This is a genomic window from Endozoicomonas sp. NE40, from assembly GCF_040549045.1.
Taxonomy (GTDB): domain Bacteria; phylum Pseudomonadota; class Gammaproteobacteria; order Pseudomonadales; family Endozoicomonadaceae; genus Endozoicomonas_A; species Endozoicomonas_A lisbonensis.
Genome location: NZ_JBEWTB010000002.1, coordinates 979,071 through 994,737, shown reverse-complemented (window position 1 = coordinate 994,737; position 15,667 = coordinate 979,071). Strand labels below are relative to the sequence as shown.

Here is a 15,667-nt window from a genome sequence, read left to right as displayed (position 1 = left end):
TGAAGGTTTTATTCCCCGCAGAAAGGTGGGGATTGTACCCTGATCCGGAGAGAAAAGTGAGAGGCTGTTTCAAAAGCTATAGACCACTGACTCAAGAAAATTTGTACGCAATGTATTACCCTTTATAAAGTTCCTTTGATGGAGGGTTGTCCATGTACCCCTCAGGTTTGACTGATGACCAGTGGAAAGTAATTCAGCCCTTCTTTCCCGATCCAGGATATGACCAACCCAAAAATGGCAGACCCAGAGAGTGGACTTATCGACACATTCTGGATGCCATTATCTATGTCGATAAAACTGGTTGTCAGTGGCGACAGCTGCCTTCTGACTTCCCGCCTTGGGGAACTGTTTACACCTACTTTCTGGAGAAATATTGCTTGCCTGCGTGATCAAGCACTTCAAGAGAATCCGTAAGGTTTGGGCAGACTGCGGCTACAGAGGGTATCTGGAAGAGTGGTTTTATCGGAGAAAGCCGAGACGAGAGCTGGAAATTACAAAGCGCCCGCAGGGTAAGTTTGTTGTGCAAGCCAGGCGATGGGTCGTAGAGAGAACCTTTGGGTGGTTTGAAGGCTCTCGTCGCTTGGCAAAGGATTATGAGCAACTACCAGAGAATTCAGAATCGTTTATCTATATATGTATGATTCGAATAATGGTTAAGAGGCTTGTTTAGTTTTAAAACAGCCTCTGAGCGGTCTGACTTTAACTGGCCATCAGAGATTAAGCCTTCAGCTCAACCTCGGGCAGAGGGTATTCATCCACCACTACTTTCTCAACAGCCGGCATGATTTCAGCCTTCCCTTTTACGACGGTTTTGCCATCCTGATTCACTACATTGGTGGAAACTGTCGCACGCTTGCGGCGTTCGTTAATGTCCAGCACTTCCAGTTTAACGGTCACCGTGTCGCCTATCTTGACCGGGCGCATGAACTTTACTTCCTGAGACAGGTAGATGCCGCCAGGCCCCGGCAGTCTGGTGGCCAGCGCACAGGAGATAAGGGACGACGTCCACATGCCGTGGGCGATACGACCTTCAAACTGGGTAGTGGCCGCGAAGGCTTTATCGAGATGAACCGGGTTGGTATCGCCGGACACTTTGGCAAACAGCAGCAGGTCTTCTTCGGTCAGGGTGCGGGTCAGGGAATCGGTCTGGCCCACGGTGAGTTCTTCAAAGGGAATGTTTTCCAACTGGCGCATACGTCTTTGAGTCCAATTATTGAATTTTAGATTCAAGCCATTCTATCAGGTCTGAGACAACCTGCTCACGATTAATTTCATTGAACATTTCGTGGCGGCCTTCAGGATAGAGCGTCAGGGTGACATCTTTTACGCCTGCTTTCTGTAACGCCTGTGACAGTTTATGTTGTCCGTTTTTTGCAGACGGTGCTGCCGGGGCACTGACCGGATCGTGCGTTCCCCCCATCACCAGTATGGGAAGTTCAGCATTGATCTGTTGCAGTGCTTTGGTAGAGGAGATGGATTGCAGACCCCCAAACAGGTCGTACCAGAGGTGGTTTCCGGGACGTTGTCCGCAAAGAGGGTCATTAACATAGGCATCCACTGCAGCCGGGTCTCTGGAGAGCCAGTCGAAGCCTGTGCGATTAGGTTTGAATGCCTTGTTGTACTGACCAAATACCAGCGCATGAATAATCGGGCTTTGCCCGTTTTCCCCCTGCCGGTAGCGTTCAATCTGTGCAATGAATCGTGCCAGAGTCAGCAGGGGCTGTGGGGCAAGGTTGGAACCAGACAGTACAGACCCGGCCACAGATTTTGGTGAATAGCGCATGAGATAACTCTGCAGGATGTAGCTGCCCATACTGTGTCCCAGCAGAAACAGAGGCTTGCCCGGAGATTGCTCGTCGATGCTTTGTACAACAATGTCCAGATCTTCGACCACTTTGTCCCAGCCTCTTTTGTGGGCAAAGAAGGCGGGCTGCGAGGCAGAGTGTCCGTGTCCCCGGTGATTGTGGGCAAAGACTTCAAAACCAGCGTCGTTCAGTTGAAGGGCAAGTTGGTGGTAACGCTGTGCGTGTTCGCTGAGTCCATGGCTGATATGCACAACGGCTTTTGCCTGATCACACGGCCACTGAAAAACGGGAATACTATGACCGTCATCAGTTGGCAGGGTTATTGTTTGATCCATGCTCTTCTGGCTCATTTATTTTTTGCGTAGTTATACCATCGTATTACTTTTGTGTCCGTATTTTTACAGTTCGGGCTTCGGACTGTTTTGTTATTCCCTGCATAACTGAGCCTGAAGCTCAGTTACAAGAAAGAACAAGGTATTTACCGAATACTGCCTGTTCGTAAAAAGTCAAAACTGATAACCTTTCGGCGCCGGGGTTGGACAGGAATTAAAAGTACCTATGCATCCAGCTCCAATCTGATTGAACTTTGACCGTATTGAGTGGTAACGGATTTCGTGATTTTTATGTCTAAAGGGCAGCTGCCGCAACGCACCGGTTCCCTCAACGGAGGGCGACAGTGATTAATAACAACTTCTGGCATGACAAGTACCCTGATGGCGTACCATCCGAAATAGATACCGGACAGTACCGTTCTATTCTGGACGTTCTGGATTATTCAGCACGCAAATACGCTGATAAACCGGTGTTCAGTAACCTGGGTAAAACCCTCACTTATGCAGAGCTGCACCACCAGAGCGGACTGTTCTGCAGCTATCTGCAAAACCATACCGACCTGCGTCCGGGCGACCGTATTGCCGTGATGCTGCCCAACCTTTTGCAGTTCCCGGTCGCTGTGTTTGGAGCTCTGCGTGCGGGGCTGGTTGTCGTGAATACCAACCCGCTGTACACCGAACGTGAAATGGAGCACCAGTTTAATGACTCTGGCGCCAAGGCGTTGGTGGTGCTGTCAAACATGGCTCACATGGCTGAACGTGTGGTGCCAAAGACCAGCATCAGGCATGTCATCATTACCAATGTGGGCGATATGCTGCCAGCCGTGAAGCGTGTGCTGGTCAATGCGGTAGTTAAGCATGTGAAGAAAATGGTGCCGGACTATGTTGTGTCCGACGCGGTGCCGTTCACGAAAGCCATGAGACTGGGGGCTTTGAATACGCCTCTGGATGCCCGCAAGGAAGGCGACGAAACTGCAGTACTGCAATACACCGGTGGTACGACGGGTGTCGCTAAAGGGGCGATGCTGACACACCGCAATATTCTCAGCAATATGTTCCAGACCAAGGCCATGGTGGCCCGCAATCTGGAAGACGGTAAAGAGCTGCTGGTGGCACCTCTGCCGCTGTACCATATTTTCGCGTTTACTGTTCACTGCATGGTCGGCATGTTGGTGGGCGCTCATAACCTGCTGATTACCAACCCGCGGGATATGAAAACCTTTATGAAAGACCTTAAGGGTAAGCCGTTCAGCATGTTTGTTGGCCTGAATACCCTGTTTGTGGGACTGATGAAAAATGAAGAGTTCCGCAAAATGGACTTCAGCCACCTGAAGAACACTATATCTGGCGGTATGGCATTGCAGATGGATACTGCTGAGCGCTGGGAGCAGCTGACCGGCTGTAAAATCTGTGAGGGTTATGGCATGACGGAAACTTCGCCGATAGTCACCATTAACCCCCTGGATCGTATCAAGCTGGGTACCATTGGCATTCCTGTTCCGTCCTGCCAGCTGAAAGTGATTGACGATGAAGGCAATGAACTGGGTCTGAACAAGGCCGGTGAACTGTGTGTTCGTGGTCCGCAGGTCATGAAAGGCTACTGGGAAAATGAAGTTGCCACCGTCGACAGCATTGATGGGGATGGCTGGCTGAAAACCGGTGATATTGCCAATATTGACCATGAAGGTTATGTCACCATCGTCGACCGCAAAAAAGACATGATTTGTATTTCCGGCTTTAACGTTTACCCGAACGAGCTGGAAGAGGTGTTGACCATGCACCCTGATATTACCCAGAGTGCCGCCATCGGGGTTCCCCACGAGCGCAGCGGCGAAGCGATTAAGGTCTTCCTGGTATCTTCTAATCCTGAACTGACCCGTGATGATGTCATTGCTCATCTGCGCAAACATGTTACAGGCTACAAGGTCCCTAAGCAGGTTGAGTTCCGTGATGAGCTGCCTACCACGAACGTTGGTAAAATCCTTCGTCGTGAGCTGCGTGACGAAGAGCTGAAAAAGCGGGCAGCGTCTTAAAGGCAACCGGTTGTTGTTTAGAGGCATTGTTGCTTAAGACATTGTTGCTTAAGACATTGTTGTTTACAGGCAAAGGGCGGGTATAATCCCGCCCTTTCTTATTTGATGTAAAAAATACAGGAGAGCTGAGTGTCCGGTAAAAACGAACTTCGCAGTGCCATTAACCAGTGCATGATCAGGGATCGTTATCCCCTGCGGCGGCAGTTGCAGCGCCTGAAGCGCAGCGATGAGCCAGCACTGAAAAAGCTGCAGGATCGTATCGAACGCTCAGTTAACCGGGCGCAGGCGCGAGCGGCTGCCATCCCTGAGGTCGAATACGATGACGCTTTGCCCGTTGTGCAACGTCGGGATGAAATTGCCAAAGCCATTCGTGAACATCAGGTGGTGGTTATTGCCGGTGAAACCGGTTCGGGCAAAACCACACAGTTACCCAAAATCTGTCTTGAGGCCGGGCGTGGCGTTTATGGTCTGATTGGTCACACTCAGCCACGTCGGCTGGCAGCCCGTTCGGTGTCCAGCCGCATTGCGGAAGAGTTGAAAGTGCCAGTGGGTGAGCAGGTGGGTTATCAGGTTCGTTTTACCGATCATGGTAACGAGAATACCCTGGTTAAACTGATGACCGACGGTATTCTGCTGGCTGAGGTTCAGAACGATCGCTTTCTGAACCGCTACGACACCATTATTATTGACGAGGCGCATGAGCGCAGCCTTAACATTGATTTTCTGATGGGCTACCTGAAACATCTGTTGCCGAAACGTCCGGATCTTAAGGTCATCATTACCTCGGCCACCATTGATGTTGAGCGTTTCTCGAAACACTTTGATAACGCCCCTGTGATTGAGGTTTCGGGTCGGACCTACCCGGTTGACGTCAACTATCGTCCTCTGGAAAACCTGGAGCTGGAAGGGCGTGATGCCGATCAGCGTTTACAGCAGGGTATTCTTGCTTCGCTAAGGGAAATTGAAGATCTGGAGCGGGGCAGTAAAAGCGGAAGGCTGGGCGATGTGCTGGTGTTTCTCAGTGGTGAACGGGAAATCCGTGAAACGGCAAAGTTCCTGCGGGATGCCCGTCTGGCGCATACCGAGATTCTTCCTCTCTATGCCCGCCTGTCAGCGGCTGAACAGAACCGGATTTTTCAGTCGCACTCCGGGCGTCGTGTAATTCTTTCCACCAACGTCGCGGAAACCTCCCTGACGGTTCCGGGCATTCGCTATGTGATCGATCCGGGAACGGCCCGGATCAGCCGCTACAGTGTGCGTTCCAAAGTACAACGTTTACCAGTAGAGCCTGTATCCCAGGCGTCGGCTAATCAGCGCAAAGGCCGTTGTGGCCGGGTAGCGGAAGGGCTCTGTTTTCGTCTGTACAGTGAAGAGGATTTTCTGTCCCGGCCTGAGTTTACCGATGCTGAAATTCTTCGTACCAACCTGGCAGCGGTTATCCTGCAGATGTTACGACTGGGGCTGGGCGATATCGCGGCTTTTCCGTTTGTGGACTTACCGGACTCCAAGGCGATTAACGACGGCTTTAAACTGTTGCAGGAGCTGGGGGCGGTTAATGACGATCGTTGTATGACCCGGGTGGGCAGGCAGTTGTCGCAGTTACCGGTTGACCCAAGACTGGCGCGCATGCTGATTGAAGCCCATAAAAACCGCGCCTTGAATGAACTGCTAATTATTACCAGTGCCCTGGCGATTCAGGACCCAAGAGAACGTCCGGCGGAAAAACAGCAGGCAGCGGATCAGCGCCATCGTGAGCATTACCATGATGACTCCGACTTTATGAGCTTTGTACAGCTCTGGGAAAGTTATGAAGAACAGCGTCAGGAACTGTCCCAGAACCAGCTGCGTAAATATTGCAAACAACAATTTCTGTCGTTTATGCGGATGCGTGAATGGCGTGACCTCCACCGTCAGCTGGCGCTGGCCTGCAAAGACATCGGGCTGAAGACCAACGATGAGGCGGCGAGTTATGGCGATGTTCATAAATCATTGCTGGCCGGTCTGTTGTCCCATCTGGGCAATAAGGATGAAGAAGCGGATTACATGGGAGCGAGAAACCGTCGTTTCTATCTGTTCCCGGCTTCAACCCTGTACAAACGCAAACCCAAATGGGTGATGACGGCGGAACTGGTGGAAACGTCCCGTCTGTTTGCCAGGGTCAATGCCAAAATTGAACCCCAGTGGATTGAGCCGCTGGCCGGACATCTGGTTAAGCGCAATTACTTTGAACCACACTGGGAGAAAAAACGTTCCCAGGTGGTCGCCTATGAACAGGCCACTCTTTACGGGCTGATTATTGTCGGGCGTCGTCGTGTGAACTACGGGGCGATTGATCCGGTGGTGGCCAGAGAGATATTTATCCGCGAAGCGCTGGTGGAAGGGCATTATCATTCCAAAGGCGCTTTCCAGCAGCACAACCTTGACCTGATTGGTGAGGTGGATGAACTGGAAGCCAAGTCCCGTCGCCGGGATATTCTGGTGGACCCGGAAACCCTTTACGCCTTTTACGACGAGCGCCTGCCAGAAGGCATTCATAATGGTGCCGGTTTTGAGAAGTGGCGACTAACCGCTGAGAAAGAACAGCCGCAACTGCTGTTTCTGACCAGAGAATACCTGATGCGCCATGATGCGGATCAGGTGACTGAAAACAAGTATCCCGATCGTCTGCGCTGGGAGGGTCTGGAACTGCCGTTAACCTATCATTTTGAACCGGGTGCTGTTGACGACGGTGTGACACTGACACTGCCGGTTCAGGCGTTGCGTCTGCTGCCTAAACACCGCCTTGAGTGGCTGGTTCCCGGTATGTTGTACGACAAGTGTGTGGCACTGGTACGTGCCTTGCCCAAGGCAGTTCGTAAGAATTTTGTACCGGTGCCGGACTACGTGCGGGGTGCCATGGAAGCCATGTCGACCTGTGACGAGCCGTTGACCGAAATTCTTGGTCATCATCTGCATCGAATGGCAGGGGTTCGCATTCTGGATGAGCACTGGAATGTGGATGACCTCGATCCGCATCTGCGCATGAATTTCCGTCTGATTGATGAAAACGGCAAGGTGCTGGGACAGGGGCGTGACCTGATCAGGCTGAAAGAGAAATTTGGCAACCAGTCGGAAGACAGTCTGCGCAAACTGACTGACAGCTCTCTGGAGCAGGAAGGGTTGAAAGACTGGAGCTGTGGTGAGCTGCCACAGGAGATCACCCGCAAGGTGGGCGGACTGGTTCTGAAAACCTATCCGGCGCTGGTAGATCAGAAAAACAGTGTGGCGGTGAAGCTGTTTGAAGATCAGAAAATGGCAGCCAGTGAGCACCGTAAAGGTTTAACGAGGCTGTTCCGGTTCAAGTTGTCTAACCAGCTTAAGTTTGCTTTGAGCAAAATGAAAAACCTTGCCCAGGTTAAGCTGCTGACCACAGGGATTGTTCAGGCGCGGGCGCTGGAAGATGACCTTCAGAGCTTTCTGATCTCTGAGGTCTTTGTGCAGAACCCGGAAGAGTGGCCGCGAAACCAGGACGCTTTTCAGGCTCTGGTGGATCAGCGTAAGGGTAATCTGGTGCCTTTTGCTGAAGAGATCGACAAGCTGCTGCTGGAAATATTTAAAACCGCTCACTCGGTCAGCAAAAATCTCAAGGGGAAGATCTCCTTTGACCGGGCCTTTTCCCTGGCCGATATCAAGGCGCATCTGGGACAGCTGATTTATCCGGGCTTTATGCAGGATGCGGGCATTGAGTGGTTGAGGCATTATCCTCGTTTTCTTCGGGGTATTGAGCTTCGTCAGGAGAAACTGCCCGCCCAGATTAATAAAGACCGGGCGTGGACGGAAGAGTTGATCCTGCTGTATCAGGGCTGGGAAAAGCGCCGGGAGATTCACCAGAAGCATAAGCTGGTGGATGAAAAGCTGGTACTTTACCGCTGGATGCTGGAGGAGTATCGGGTGTCTTTGTTTGCCCAGCAGTTGGGAACCCGTTTTCCGGCGTCAGCCAAGCGCTTGCGTAAGCTCTGGGAGGAAGTTCAGGATATATAATCCTGTTGATTGCATATACTGTTACTGGAACCGGATTGAAATGCCACCACATGAATTGCAGGTGGCATTTTTCTATTGAACAGCTGCAATCAGCTTAATCAGCAGGGAGGCTGAGATGATTAGACCAGTGCTAGCCATAATGACGGTTTGCTTCTCATTAAATCTTATGGCGAACGATGAAGATGGTTCTGATTATACGACTGTAAATGGCTGGGAAGATCAGAGCGCAGAAGATGACTCCGAAGGCCGTTTTGATCCCTCCATGATGTTCAGCAATGAGGAAGAAGAAACCGGTGATGATGCTGAATACAACCAGTTTGAATCGACTTATGATGACGATGAGTATGGTGATGAGTCGGATATGGGTGAAGATGATTCAGAAATGTATGACGAATTTTATGAAAATGATGAGCAGTCTGAATCGGATTATTATGACGAAGAGTAAAGGGCTCTCGCTCCTTTGTTGTCCCTTAATAGATAAAAGCCTTCAGTTTAAAGGCTTTTATCTATTAAGCCAGTTGTTTTTTTATTGACTTATTTCTGTTATCTCACAGACATTAAACTTTATTTTAACTGTCATGCCAAAGTAATAATTTCCGACCAATATACCTTCCCGCACGAATAAGAAAACGCCAACACATTAATAAAAACTAAAACATATCAAGGAGAGTTCTATGAAACTCAAGGCTATCTCTATGGCTGTTGCTGCTGTAACCGCAGGTTTTGTTTTATCTGCCAGCGCCGGTGTTGTTAAGACGGAAGGTGAGGATATTATTGTCAGCACCAGTAATGGCGGGCTTCAGCTAAAAACAGAAAGTGGTGATTTTTCATTTAAGGTCAGTGGTAAGCTGCAGTGGGATTATGCGGACTACAGTGACCTGATGGTTGATGCTGCTAAAACTCAGGATAAAGGACGTTCCGGTTATATTCGTCGCGGTGAAGTGGCATTCAGCGGTAAGGCTTATGATTCCTGGAAATACAAGCTGAAGCTGACAAGTGATGAGGGTAATGAAAAAGTAAAGCTGGATGATGCATATATTGATTACACTGGCTTAAACCCTGTTGATGTAAGAGTTGGTCGCTGGGACCGGAGCTTCGGCCTTGAAGACTCTACCAGTTCTTCCTGGATTATGGCGATAGAACGTCCCATGATATTCAGTGCCTTGAATGGTGGTGGGGGCAATAAGTACGGTATTCAACTGGCTACTGAAGGTGATAACTATACCTTGTCATTAGGTCTTCATAACAACGGTGAAGTTGATGAAGAAAATACAAAGCAGGAACGCCTTGCCAGTTACGCGGTTCGGGCTACTTTTGCACCGGTAATGGAAGATAACATGTTGGTGCATGTTGGTATCAACTATTACAACGCCAACCCTGACAAGAAAGAAGACAGAACTATTTCGGTGGCACCGGCTGTTAAAAAAGCGGCTAAAGTGGATCTGGTTAACCTGACCAGTGTTAAAAGTGATTCTGAATATGTGCTTGAGCTGGCGGGTCAGTTCCAGTCATTGCAGGCTCAGGCTGAGTACGCTGTGCGTGACCTGAAATCCGACGATGCTAATGCAGACGGCAAGGTATCGGGTTATTACGGTCAGCTGTCTTACATGCTGGATGGTGGAAAGCGTTCTTATAAAGGTGGTGCTTTCAGCAAGCCGGAAAGTGGTCAGTGGGAACTCTTTGGCCGTTACGGCAAAATCAAAGGTGAGAAAGACGGTGTTAGTGAAGACACTGAAATAACCACTTACACGCTGGGTGTTAACTACTTTGCTACAAAGAACATTCGTGCCAGCCTGAATTATGTGAATGCAAAACTGGATCACAAAGTGGATGCAGATAAGCATGACAAAGGTTCGGCTGTAGTTGGTCGCCTCCAGTACGTATTCTGATCTGGCTCTTGATTGCTCTGTGAATGCCTCGCCCAGACTTTTGGGTGGGGCTTTTATCTGTCAATAAGCATTAAAAAACACTTGACCCCTCCCAAAATACAGCCGCATTTCCGACGAATTGCAAAAATCCCGATAAAAATTTATTAAAGTTCGAAATAAATTTGACGAAACAGTGATTTAGACCTTAACTGAATTAATAAGAGTATGTTTTATAGCGATTCTGATTAATTCAAGCTGTTTTTTTTCATTGCTTTGATGACAGGGACCGTCGTTACAATGGAGACAGTGGATCAGGTGCTCATCATAGAAGACGCTCAACAGCGTCGCCATGACCTCAGCACCATACTCGAATTTATGGGGTATCGCACCAAGGCTGTCGGTGCAGCATACTGGGAAGAAGCCGTCAGCGACATGGACAAGGGTGGCTTCTGTGCCTTGTTCCTGGGAGATTTTCTTCAGGCTGAAAGCTCTCTGCAGGGAATGATTGCCCGTATACAGCGCTGGAGCGGAGGTGTACCGGTCGTTCGTATTGCTGAACCTCTTCCTGAAAACCTTCAATCCTCACTTCGCCGTCAAATTATTGCCCGCATCGACTGGCCTTGCACCAAGCCGCAGCTGCTTTCGTGTCTGCATTACGGACAGGTGTATCGTGAGCAGTGGCGACAGGTGCATCAAACAGGCTTTAATCATCAGGTTGAACTGTTTCGCGGACTGGTGGGCAAAGGGGAAAAAATCCGTAAAGTACGTGCCGCCATGTCAAAAGTGGCAAACAGTGATGTCAGCGTGCTGATTACCGGAGAGTCCGGAACTGGCAAGGAAGTGGTAGCGCGTAATCTGCACGAACATTCTGACCGGAAGGATGGACCTTTTGTTCCGGTGAATTGTGGTGCGATTCCCCATGACCTGCTCGAAAGCGAACTCTTTGGTCATGAAAGGGGTTCTTTTACCGGAGCAGTGGCTACCCGGAAGGGACGCTTTGAGCTGGCTCAGGATGGCACTCTGTTTCTGGATGAAATCGGTGATATGCCCATGCACATGCAGGTCAAGCTGTTGCGTGTGTTGCAGGAAAGAACCTTTGAGCGGGTAGGTGGTTCTGAACCCATCGAGGTGAATGTCAGAATTATTGCCGCTACCCATAAAAATCTTAAAGATATGATTGAGGTGGGCGAGTTCCGGGAAGACCTGTATTACCGGCTAAATGTATTCCCGATCGAAATGCCTGCTCTCAGGGAGCGCCCTGAGGATATTCCACTGATTCTTAATGAACTGGTGGGTGCAATGGAAAAGCAGGGCAGGGGTTCTATCCGGCTCAGCTCTGCTTCGATTCTTTCTTTGTGTCGCCATGACTGGCCGGGCAATGTCCGGGAGATGGCCAATTTGCTGGAACGCCTGGCTGTAATGTATCCCTATGGTGTCGTCGGTATTCAGGATCTGCCGCCAAACTTCTGCCATTTCGATCAGCAAACCGGTGACGATGACGGAGTTGCTGACCTCTTCCCCGATAGCATTCAACCCGCAGGCAGTGGCGGTGTGGATGAGCTGGCTGTGCTACCGGTCGGAGGCCTTGATCTGAAAGAGTTTCTGACCCGCCTGGAAAAAAGCCTGATTCAGCAGGCATTAAGTGACTGTAATAATGTTGTTGCCAGAGCTGCTGATAAGCTTCAAATTCGTCGTACGACGCTGGTTGAAAAAATGAGGAAGTACAGTTTACACCGCTACGAAGAAACTGCCCGCTAATTATTTCCCTGACCTGAAAAAACGCCATAGACTTGTCTATGGCGTTTTTTTTCGTTTGAATAAATCGCCTGCAATGCCCGGCCGTAATTCCTGTTTCTTTAGTGAAAAATAAAAGCGACATAAAGTTGTCGTTTTTGTTTTTGTGATGAATGACGTCTGTGAACGACAAAAGAATGTCTTATTTTTCAGATTAAATCTGAAAAGTTTGCCATTAATCCGTCACTATAAACTGACACTGTCAATTAATTTTCGTTACGGTTTTCAAAAAAACAACCAGTTTGTATTAAATGGCGACAGTGTTTGTGTAGTGTCAATTAACTATCACGCCAGAAAAATGAACGATAAATATAAAACTTGATATTATCAATGACTTATCTGTTGGTTTTGTTGCCGGGTCAAATTATTGCCACGTCAAGGTGGTGACAATTCGCGTATTTGCTGTTTTTTAAAAGACTGGCATAAGACTTGTTATATAAAAGGTGACAGTAAAAAAGTTGTTGAAGTAAGGAATTGATGTAGCGGTAAAAGATAAATGTCGTTTTTAAATGCCGACAAACTCAATCTGAAGCTGGTCAATTATGAACTCATCAACAAAACAAGTGATTGCTGTTGCGGGGTGTAAAGGCGGGGTAGGCAAAACACTGGTGTCTGTGAATCTGGCTCTGGCTCTGGCCAGAAAAGGACGGAAAGTTGTTCTGGTCGATGGCAACCTGGATGTACCGGATGTGGGGGTTACTCTGGGTCTTGAGAAAGACCTCGATATGAACGCTCCTGAAACCAGTCGTTTAGAAGCTTATGACCACGGTCTTTTAAGACAGGGACCTTCTGGCGTTAATGTCCTTACACCCGGAGGAAAGCCTATATGGCGGGAGTCTATTAATGTTGGTCATGCTGTTGAAATGATTGATAGCCTCGAACCACTGGCTCCCTCTCTCGATACCCTTATTCTTGATACCTCTCCGGGTCTGGCACCAGACAATATCACTCTGATTCAGGCAGCAGGAGAAATTCTCATTGTTGTTAATCAGGAAGTGGTTTCATTACTCGACGCTTTGCGTTTAATTCGGGTTTTATACCGGATTTATGGTGTTCAGAAATTCGGCATTATCGTCAATGCAGTGAGTAATCGTCGTTCCGGAGCGCAGCAGTTTGAAAAACTGCAGGCACAATTAAAAGACGAAGTTGAGATTGTTTTGCGATTCCTGGGAACCATTCCTTTCGACAAGACGGTTGCAGAATCTCTGAAAGAACAAAAAGCGCTGCTTGAACACAACCCTGAGTGTCGTGCATCCAAAGCCATTCTTCGAATTGCGCATCAACTGCATTCCATGCCAGTCACGCCTCCCCGTGGGCGCATTGAGTTCTTTTTACCAACAAGAATAAAAGAAAGGGTTTAAGCATGAACGAGATCACTCAAGAGTCCGGCAAGCAGTTTTCTGAAACTGAACAGACTGAAGCGCAGAAAAAACGGAAAAAGGCAGAAGTGACTAAACTGGTTGAGCTGCATCGTGGGCTGGTGAAACGCATTGCTAATCATCTTGCTGCCAGAATGCCTGCCAGTGTTCAGATTGATGACCTGGTTCAGTCTGGCATGATTGGGTTGCTGGAAGCTGCCGGAAAGTACGATGCCACTAAAGGTGCGAGCTTTGAAACCTTTGCCGGTATTCGTATTCGGGGTGCGATGCTGGATGAAATTCGCAAAGGCGACTGGGGACCAAGGTCTGTTTATCGCAACAGCCGGAAGGTATCAGAGGCCATACAGAAAGTAGAGGCAAGACTCGGGCGTGACGCCAGGGATTTTGAAATAGCAGCGGAACTCAATGTAAAAGTGGGAGAGTTTTATACCATCCTCAGTGATTTACGTGGTTGCCGTCTGTTCAGTTTTGAAGAGCTGTTTGACAGTGAAGAATCCAGAATGCAGGCGCGTTCCGGTGATCAGGGACCTCAGGCAGACACTCAGGAAGAAAAATTCAAATACGCCCTGGTGGATGCGATTGAAAAACTGCCAGAACGGGAAAAACTGGTTCTGATGCTTTATTACGACGAAGAGATGAACCTCAAGGAAATTGGCAAGGTGCTGGGGGTCAGTGAATCCCGCGTCAGCCAGATTCATTCTCAGGCTGCCCTCCGACTCAGAGGCAAACTTCACCACTGGTTGAGCTGAGCTCTTCCAGTGGGTTCATTCCCAATCGCACCTTTAGTAAAGACTTCTTACCGAAGAATGGCCGGATTCCTGCTGCTTAACAGGCCAGCTTCTGCTGGTTAGTTCATTGTTTTGCACAGTTTATATACTGCATCGCTTTGAGCAGGCGATTTTTAGTTTCTTAATGTTCCATGTAAGCCGTCATGCGCTCCATATACTTTTTTATTAAGAAGTTTTATAACGGACTGTATCAATATGAAATGGATTTCTTATGTAGCAGGAATCATTCTTGCTCTGTCCAGCCCTTTTCTCTCCGCACAGGAAGCGCCCGTCAATATCAAGGATGTCGTCACAGTCAATACCCATCAGGCCAAGAGACTGCACGAGCTGGGTGCTCTGTTTATCGATGTTCGCCCTCTGGACCAGTGGCGCTGGGGAAGGGTTGATGGAGCCCATAATCTTGACCTGAAATCGGGCTTTCGGCAGCTCTTTATGCCAGGCACTCTGGATAAAAATACGCCAATCGTGATCTATGGAAACAGCACTTACCACATGCGCGGGGCTATCGCCAGCTACCTTGCCGCGCTCTGGGGATACAAACGTGTGTTTTTCTTCCGGGACGGTTACTACTCCTGGCTGGCGCTGGATTTCCCTGTCACCCTGAAGTCTGACTCAGAGCCTGAAGAAGTCGTCACCATGAGGCCAGAATAATCCGCTGGAAACAGTGGTGATACATGATTGTTTCCTGCCAGCCTTATCCACAGGTTTGAGTGTTTGACTTCTGTCTGTGGATAACCCCTTTTTCCTCCTCCCTGCTGCTGAATTTAGTTTTCTGTCTTATTCATCTGTGCATTTCAGGTAAAATCCGGTACTGTTTCGTTACCTGTGGCGATGAAAATCGCATTTTCATAGTAAAAACTAATAAATAACAACGAGATAGTCTAAGCAGTAATGAGCTGGCGTATTTTCCACAGACTGGGTTCTCCCAAATGGTTCTACGAAATCAGCAGTCGATGGTTGCCATGGTTGGCACTGTCAGCTGCACTGCTGATCCTTACAGGTTTAGGATGGGGGTTATTGTTTGCCCCACCGGATTATCTTCAGGGAAACAGCTATCGCATTATTTTTCTCCACGTCCCCAGTGCGTTTCTGGCTTCAGCTATCTACGCCATGATGGCAATAGCGGCAGCTGTCAGTCTGATCTGGAAGATAAAACTGGCGGATATTGCTTTGCAGTGCAGTGCGCCGATAGGTGCCTCATTTTGCTTTCTTGCCCTGGTGAGCGGTGCGATATGGGGTAAACCCACCTGGGGTACCTGGTGGGTCTGGGATGCACGTCTTACATCAATGCTGGTCCTTTTCTTTCTTTATCTGGGAGTTATTGCTTTAAGGGGAGCAATAAACGGGACTCATGCTGCATCAAAAGCCTGTGCAATCCTGGCGCTGGTCGGTGTGGTCAACCTGCCCATTATCAAATTTTCTGTTGAATGGTGGAATACCCTGCATCAGGGAGCAACACTCAAACTGACCAGCAAACCATCGATGGCACCGGAAATGCTTTGGCCGCTACTGATCTCTATTGTGGCCTTCTATCTGTTTTTTGCAGTGGTTCTGTTATTGCGAATGAGGGCTGAGATTCTCAGCCGGGAAAGACGTACCAAATGGGTTCAGGCATTACTGACACCCACAGAAAAACCCTTATAACAAC

The 15,667-nt window shown here is 49.0% G+C and carries 13 protein-coding genes; 11 read left to right on the top strand and 2 right to left on the bottom strand.

Going from position 1 to position 15,667, the window contains the following annotated elements; translation table 11 throughout:
• The first annotated feature begins 152 nt into the window (after positions 1-152).
• Complete coding sequence (locus V5J35_RS24280; RefSeq protein ID WP_419095776.1) at positions 153-389, top strand: transposase; 237 nt, start codon at positions 153-155, stop codon at positions 387-389.
• Positions 386-670 carry a transposase gene (locus V5J35_RS24275; RefSeq protein WP_419095788.1) on the top strand — a complete coding sequence of 95 codons (285 nt, stop codon included), beginning with the start codon at positions 386-388 and terminating at the stop codon, positions 668-670. Before V5J35_RS24280 ends, V5J35_RS24275 begins: the two co-directional genes overlap by 4 nt.
• A 47-nt stretch (positions 671-717) precedes the next feature.
• Here the strand turns inward: V5J35_RS24275 and V5J35_RS05385 are convergent, their stop codons facing one another.
• Both V5J35_RS05385 and V5J35_RS05380 read right to left on the bottom strand, forming a co-directional pair.
• The gene (locus V5J35_RS05385; protein WP_354010278.1) at positions 718-1,194 is read right to left on the bottom strand and encodes a MaoC family dehydratase; all 477 of its coding nucleotides are present in this window, start codon (positions 1,192-1,194) and stop codon (positions 718-720) included.
• Between the two features lie 16 nt (positions 1,195-1,210).
• Positions 1,211-2,140, bottom strand: a complete 930-nt coding sequence (locus V5J35_RS05380; protein WP_354010277.1) for an alpha/beta hydrolase — start codon at positions 2,138-2,140, stop codon at positions 1,211-1,213.
• A 341-nt stretch (positions 2,141-2,481) separates the two neighbouring features.
• Between V5J35_RS05380 and V5J35_RS05375 the strand changes: the two genes are divergently transcribed.
• The 9 genes from V5J35_RS05375 to V5J35_RS05335 all read left to right on the top strand — a co-directional run bounded on the left by V5J35_RS05375 (position 2,482) and on the right by V5J35_RS05335 (position 15,663).
• A complete protein-coding gene (locus tag V5J35_RS05375) occupies positions 2,482-4,170 on the top strand; it encodes an AMP-binding protein (RefSeq protein WP_354010276.1) in 1,689 nt (562 codons plus the stop codon).
• 129 nt (positions 4,171-4,299) lie between these two features.
• On the top strand, positions 4,300-8,190 hold the full coding sequence (gene hrpA, locus V5J35_RS05370; protein ID WP_354010275.1) for an ATP-dependent RNA helicase HrpA: 3,891 nt from the start codon (positions 4,300-4,302) through the stop codon (positions 8,188-8,190).
• Positions 8,191-8,305: 115 nt separating this feature from the next.
• On the top strand, positions 8,306-8,635 hold the full coding sequence (locus tag V5J35_RS05365) for a hypothetical protein (RefSeq protein ID WP_354010274.1): 330 nt from the start codon (positions 8,306-8,308) through the stop codon (positions 8,633-8,635).
• Positions 8,636-8,864: 229 nt separating this feature from the next.
• The gene (locus V5J35_RS05360) at positions 8,865-10,079 is read left to right on the top strand and encodes an OprO/OprP family phosphate-selective porin (RefSeq protein ID WP_354010273.1); all 1,215 of its coding nucleotides are present in this window, start codon (positions 8,865-8,867) and stop codon (positions 10,077-10,079) included.
• Between the two features lie 276 nt (positions 10,080-10,355).
• Positions 10,356-11,816: a sigma-54 dependent transcriptional regulator gene (locus V5J35_RS05355; protein ID WP_354010272.1), complete on the top strand. Its 1,461-nt coding sequence runs from the start codon at positions 10,356-10,358 to the stop codon at positions 11,814-11,816.
• 578 nt (positions 11,817-12,394) lie between these two features.
• Positions 12,395-13,213: a MinD/ParA family ATP-binding protein gene (locus tag V5J35_RS05350; RefSeq protein ID WP_354010271.1), complete on the top strand. Its 819-nt coding sequence runs from the start codon at positions 12,395-12,397 to the stop codon at positions 13,211-13,213.
• A 2-nt stretch (positions 13,214-13,215) separates the two neighbouring features.
• The gene (locus tag V5J35_RS05345) at positions 13,216-13,980 is read left to right on the top strand and encodes an RNA polymerase sigma factor FliA (RefSeq protein WP_354010270.1); all 765 of its coding nucleotides are present in this window, start codon (positions 13,216-13,218) and stop codon (positions 13,978-13,980) included.
• A 234-nt stretch (positions 13,981-14,214) separates the two neighbouring features.
• On the top strand, positions 14,215-14,670 hold the full coding sequence (locus V5J35_RS05340; protein ID WP_354010269.1) for a rhodanese-like domain-containing protein: 456 nt from the start codon (positions 14,215-14,217) through the stop codon (positions 14,668-14,670).
• A 240-nt stretch (positions 14,671-14,910) separates the two neighbouring features.
• Positions 14,911-15,663 (top strand): heme ABC transporter permease, encoded by a 753-nt coding sequence (locus V5J35_RS05335; RefSeq protein WP_354010268.1) that lies wholly within the window; start codon positions 14,911-14,913, stop codon positions 15,661-15,663.
• Positions 15,664-15,667: the final 4 nt, after the last annotated feature.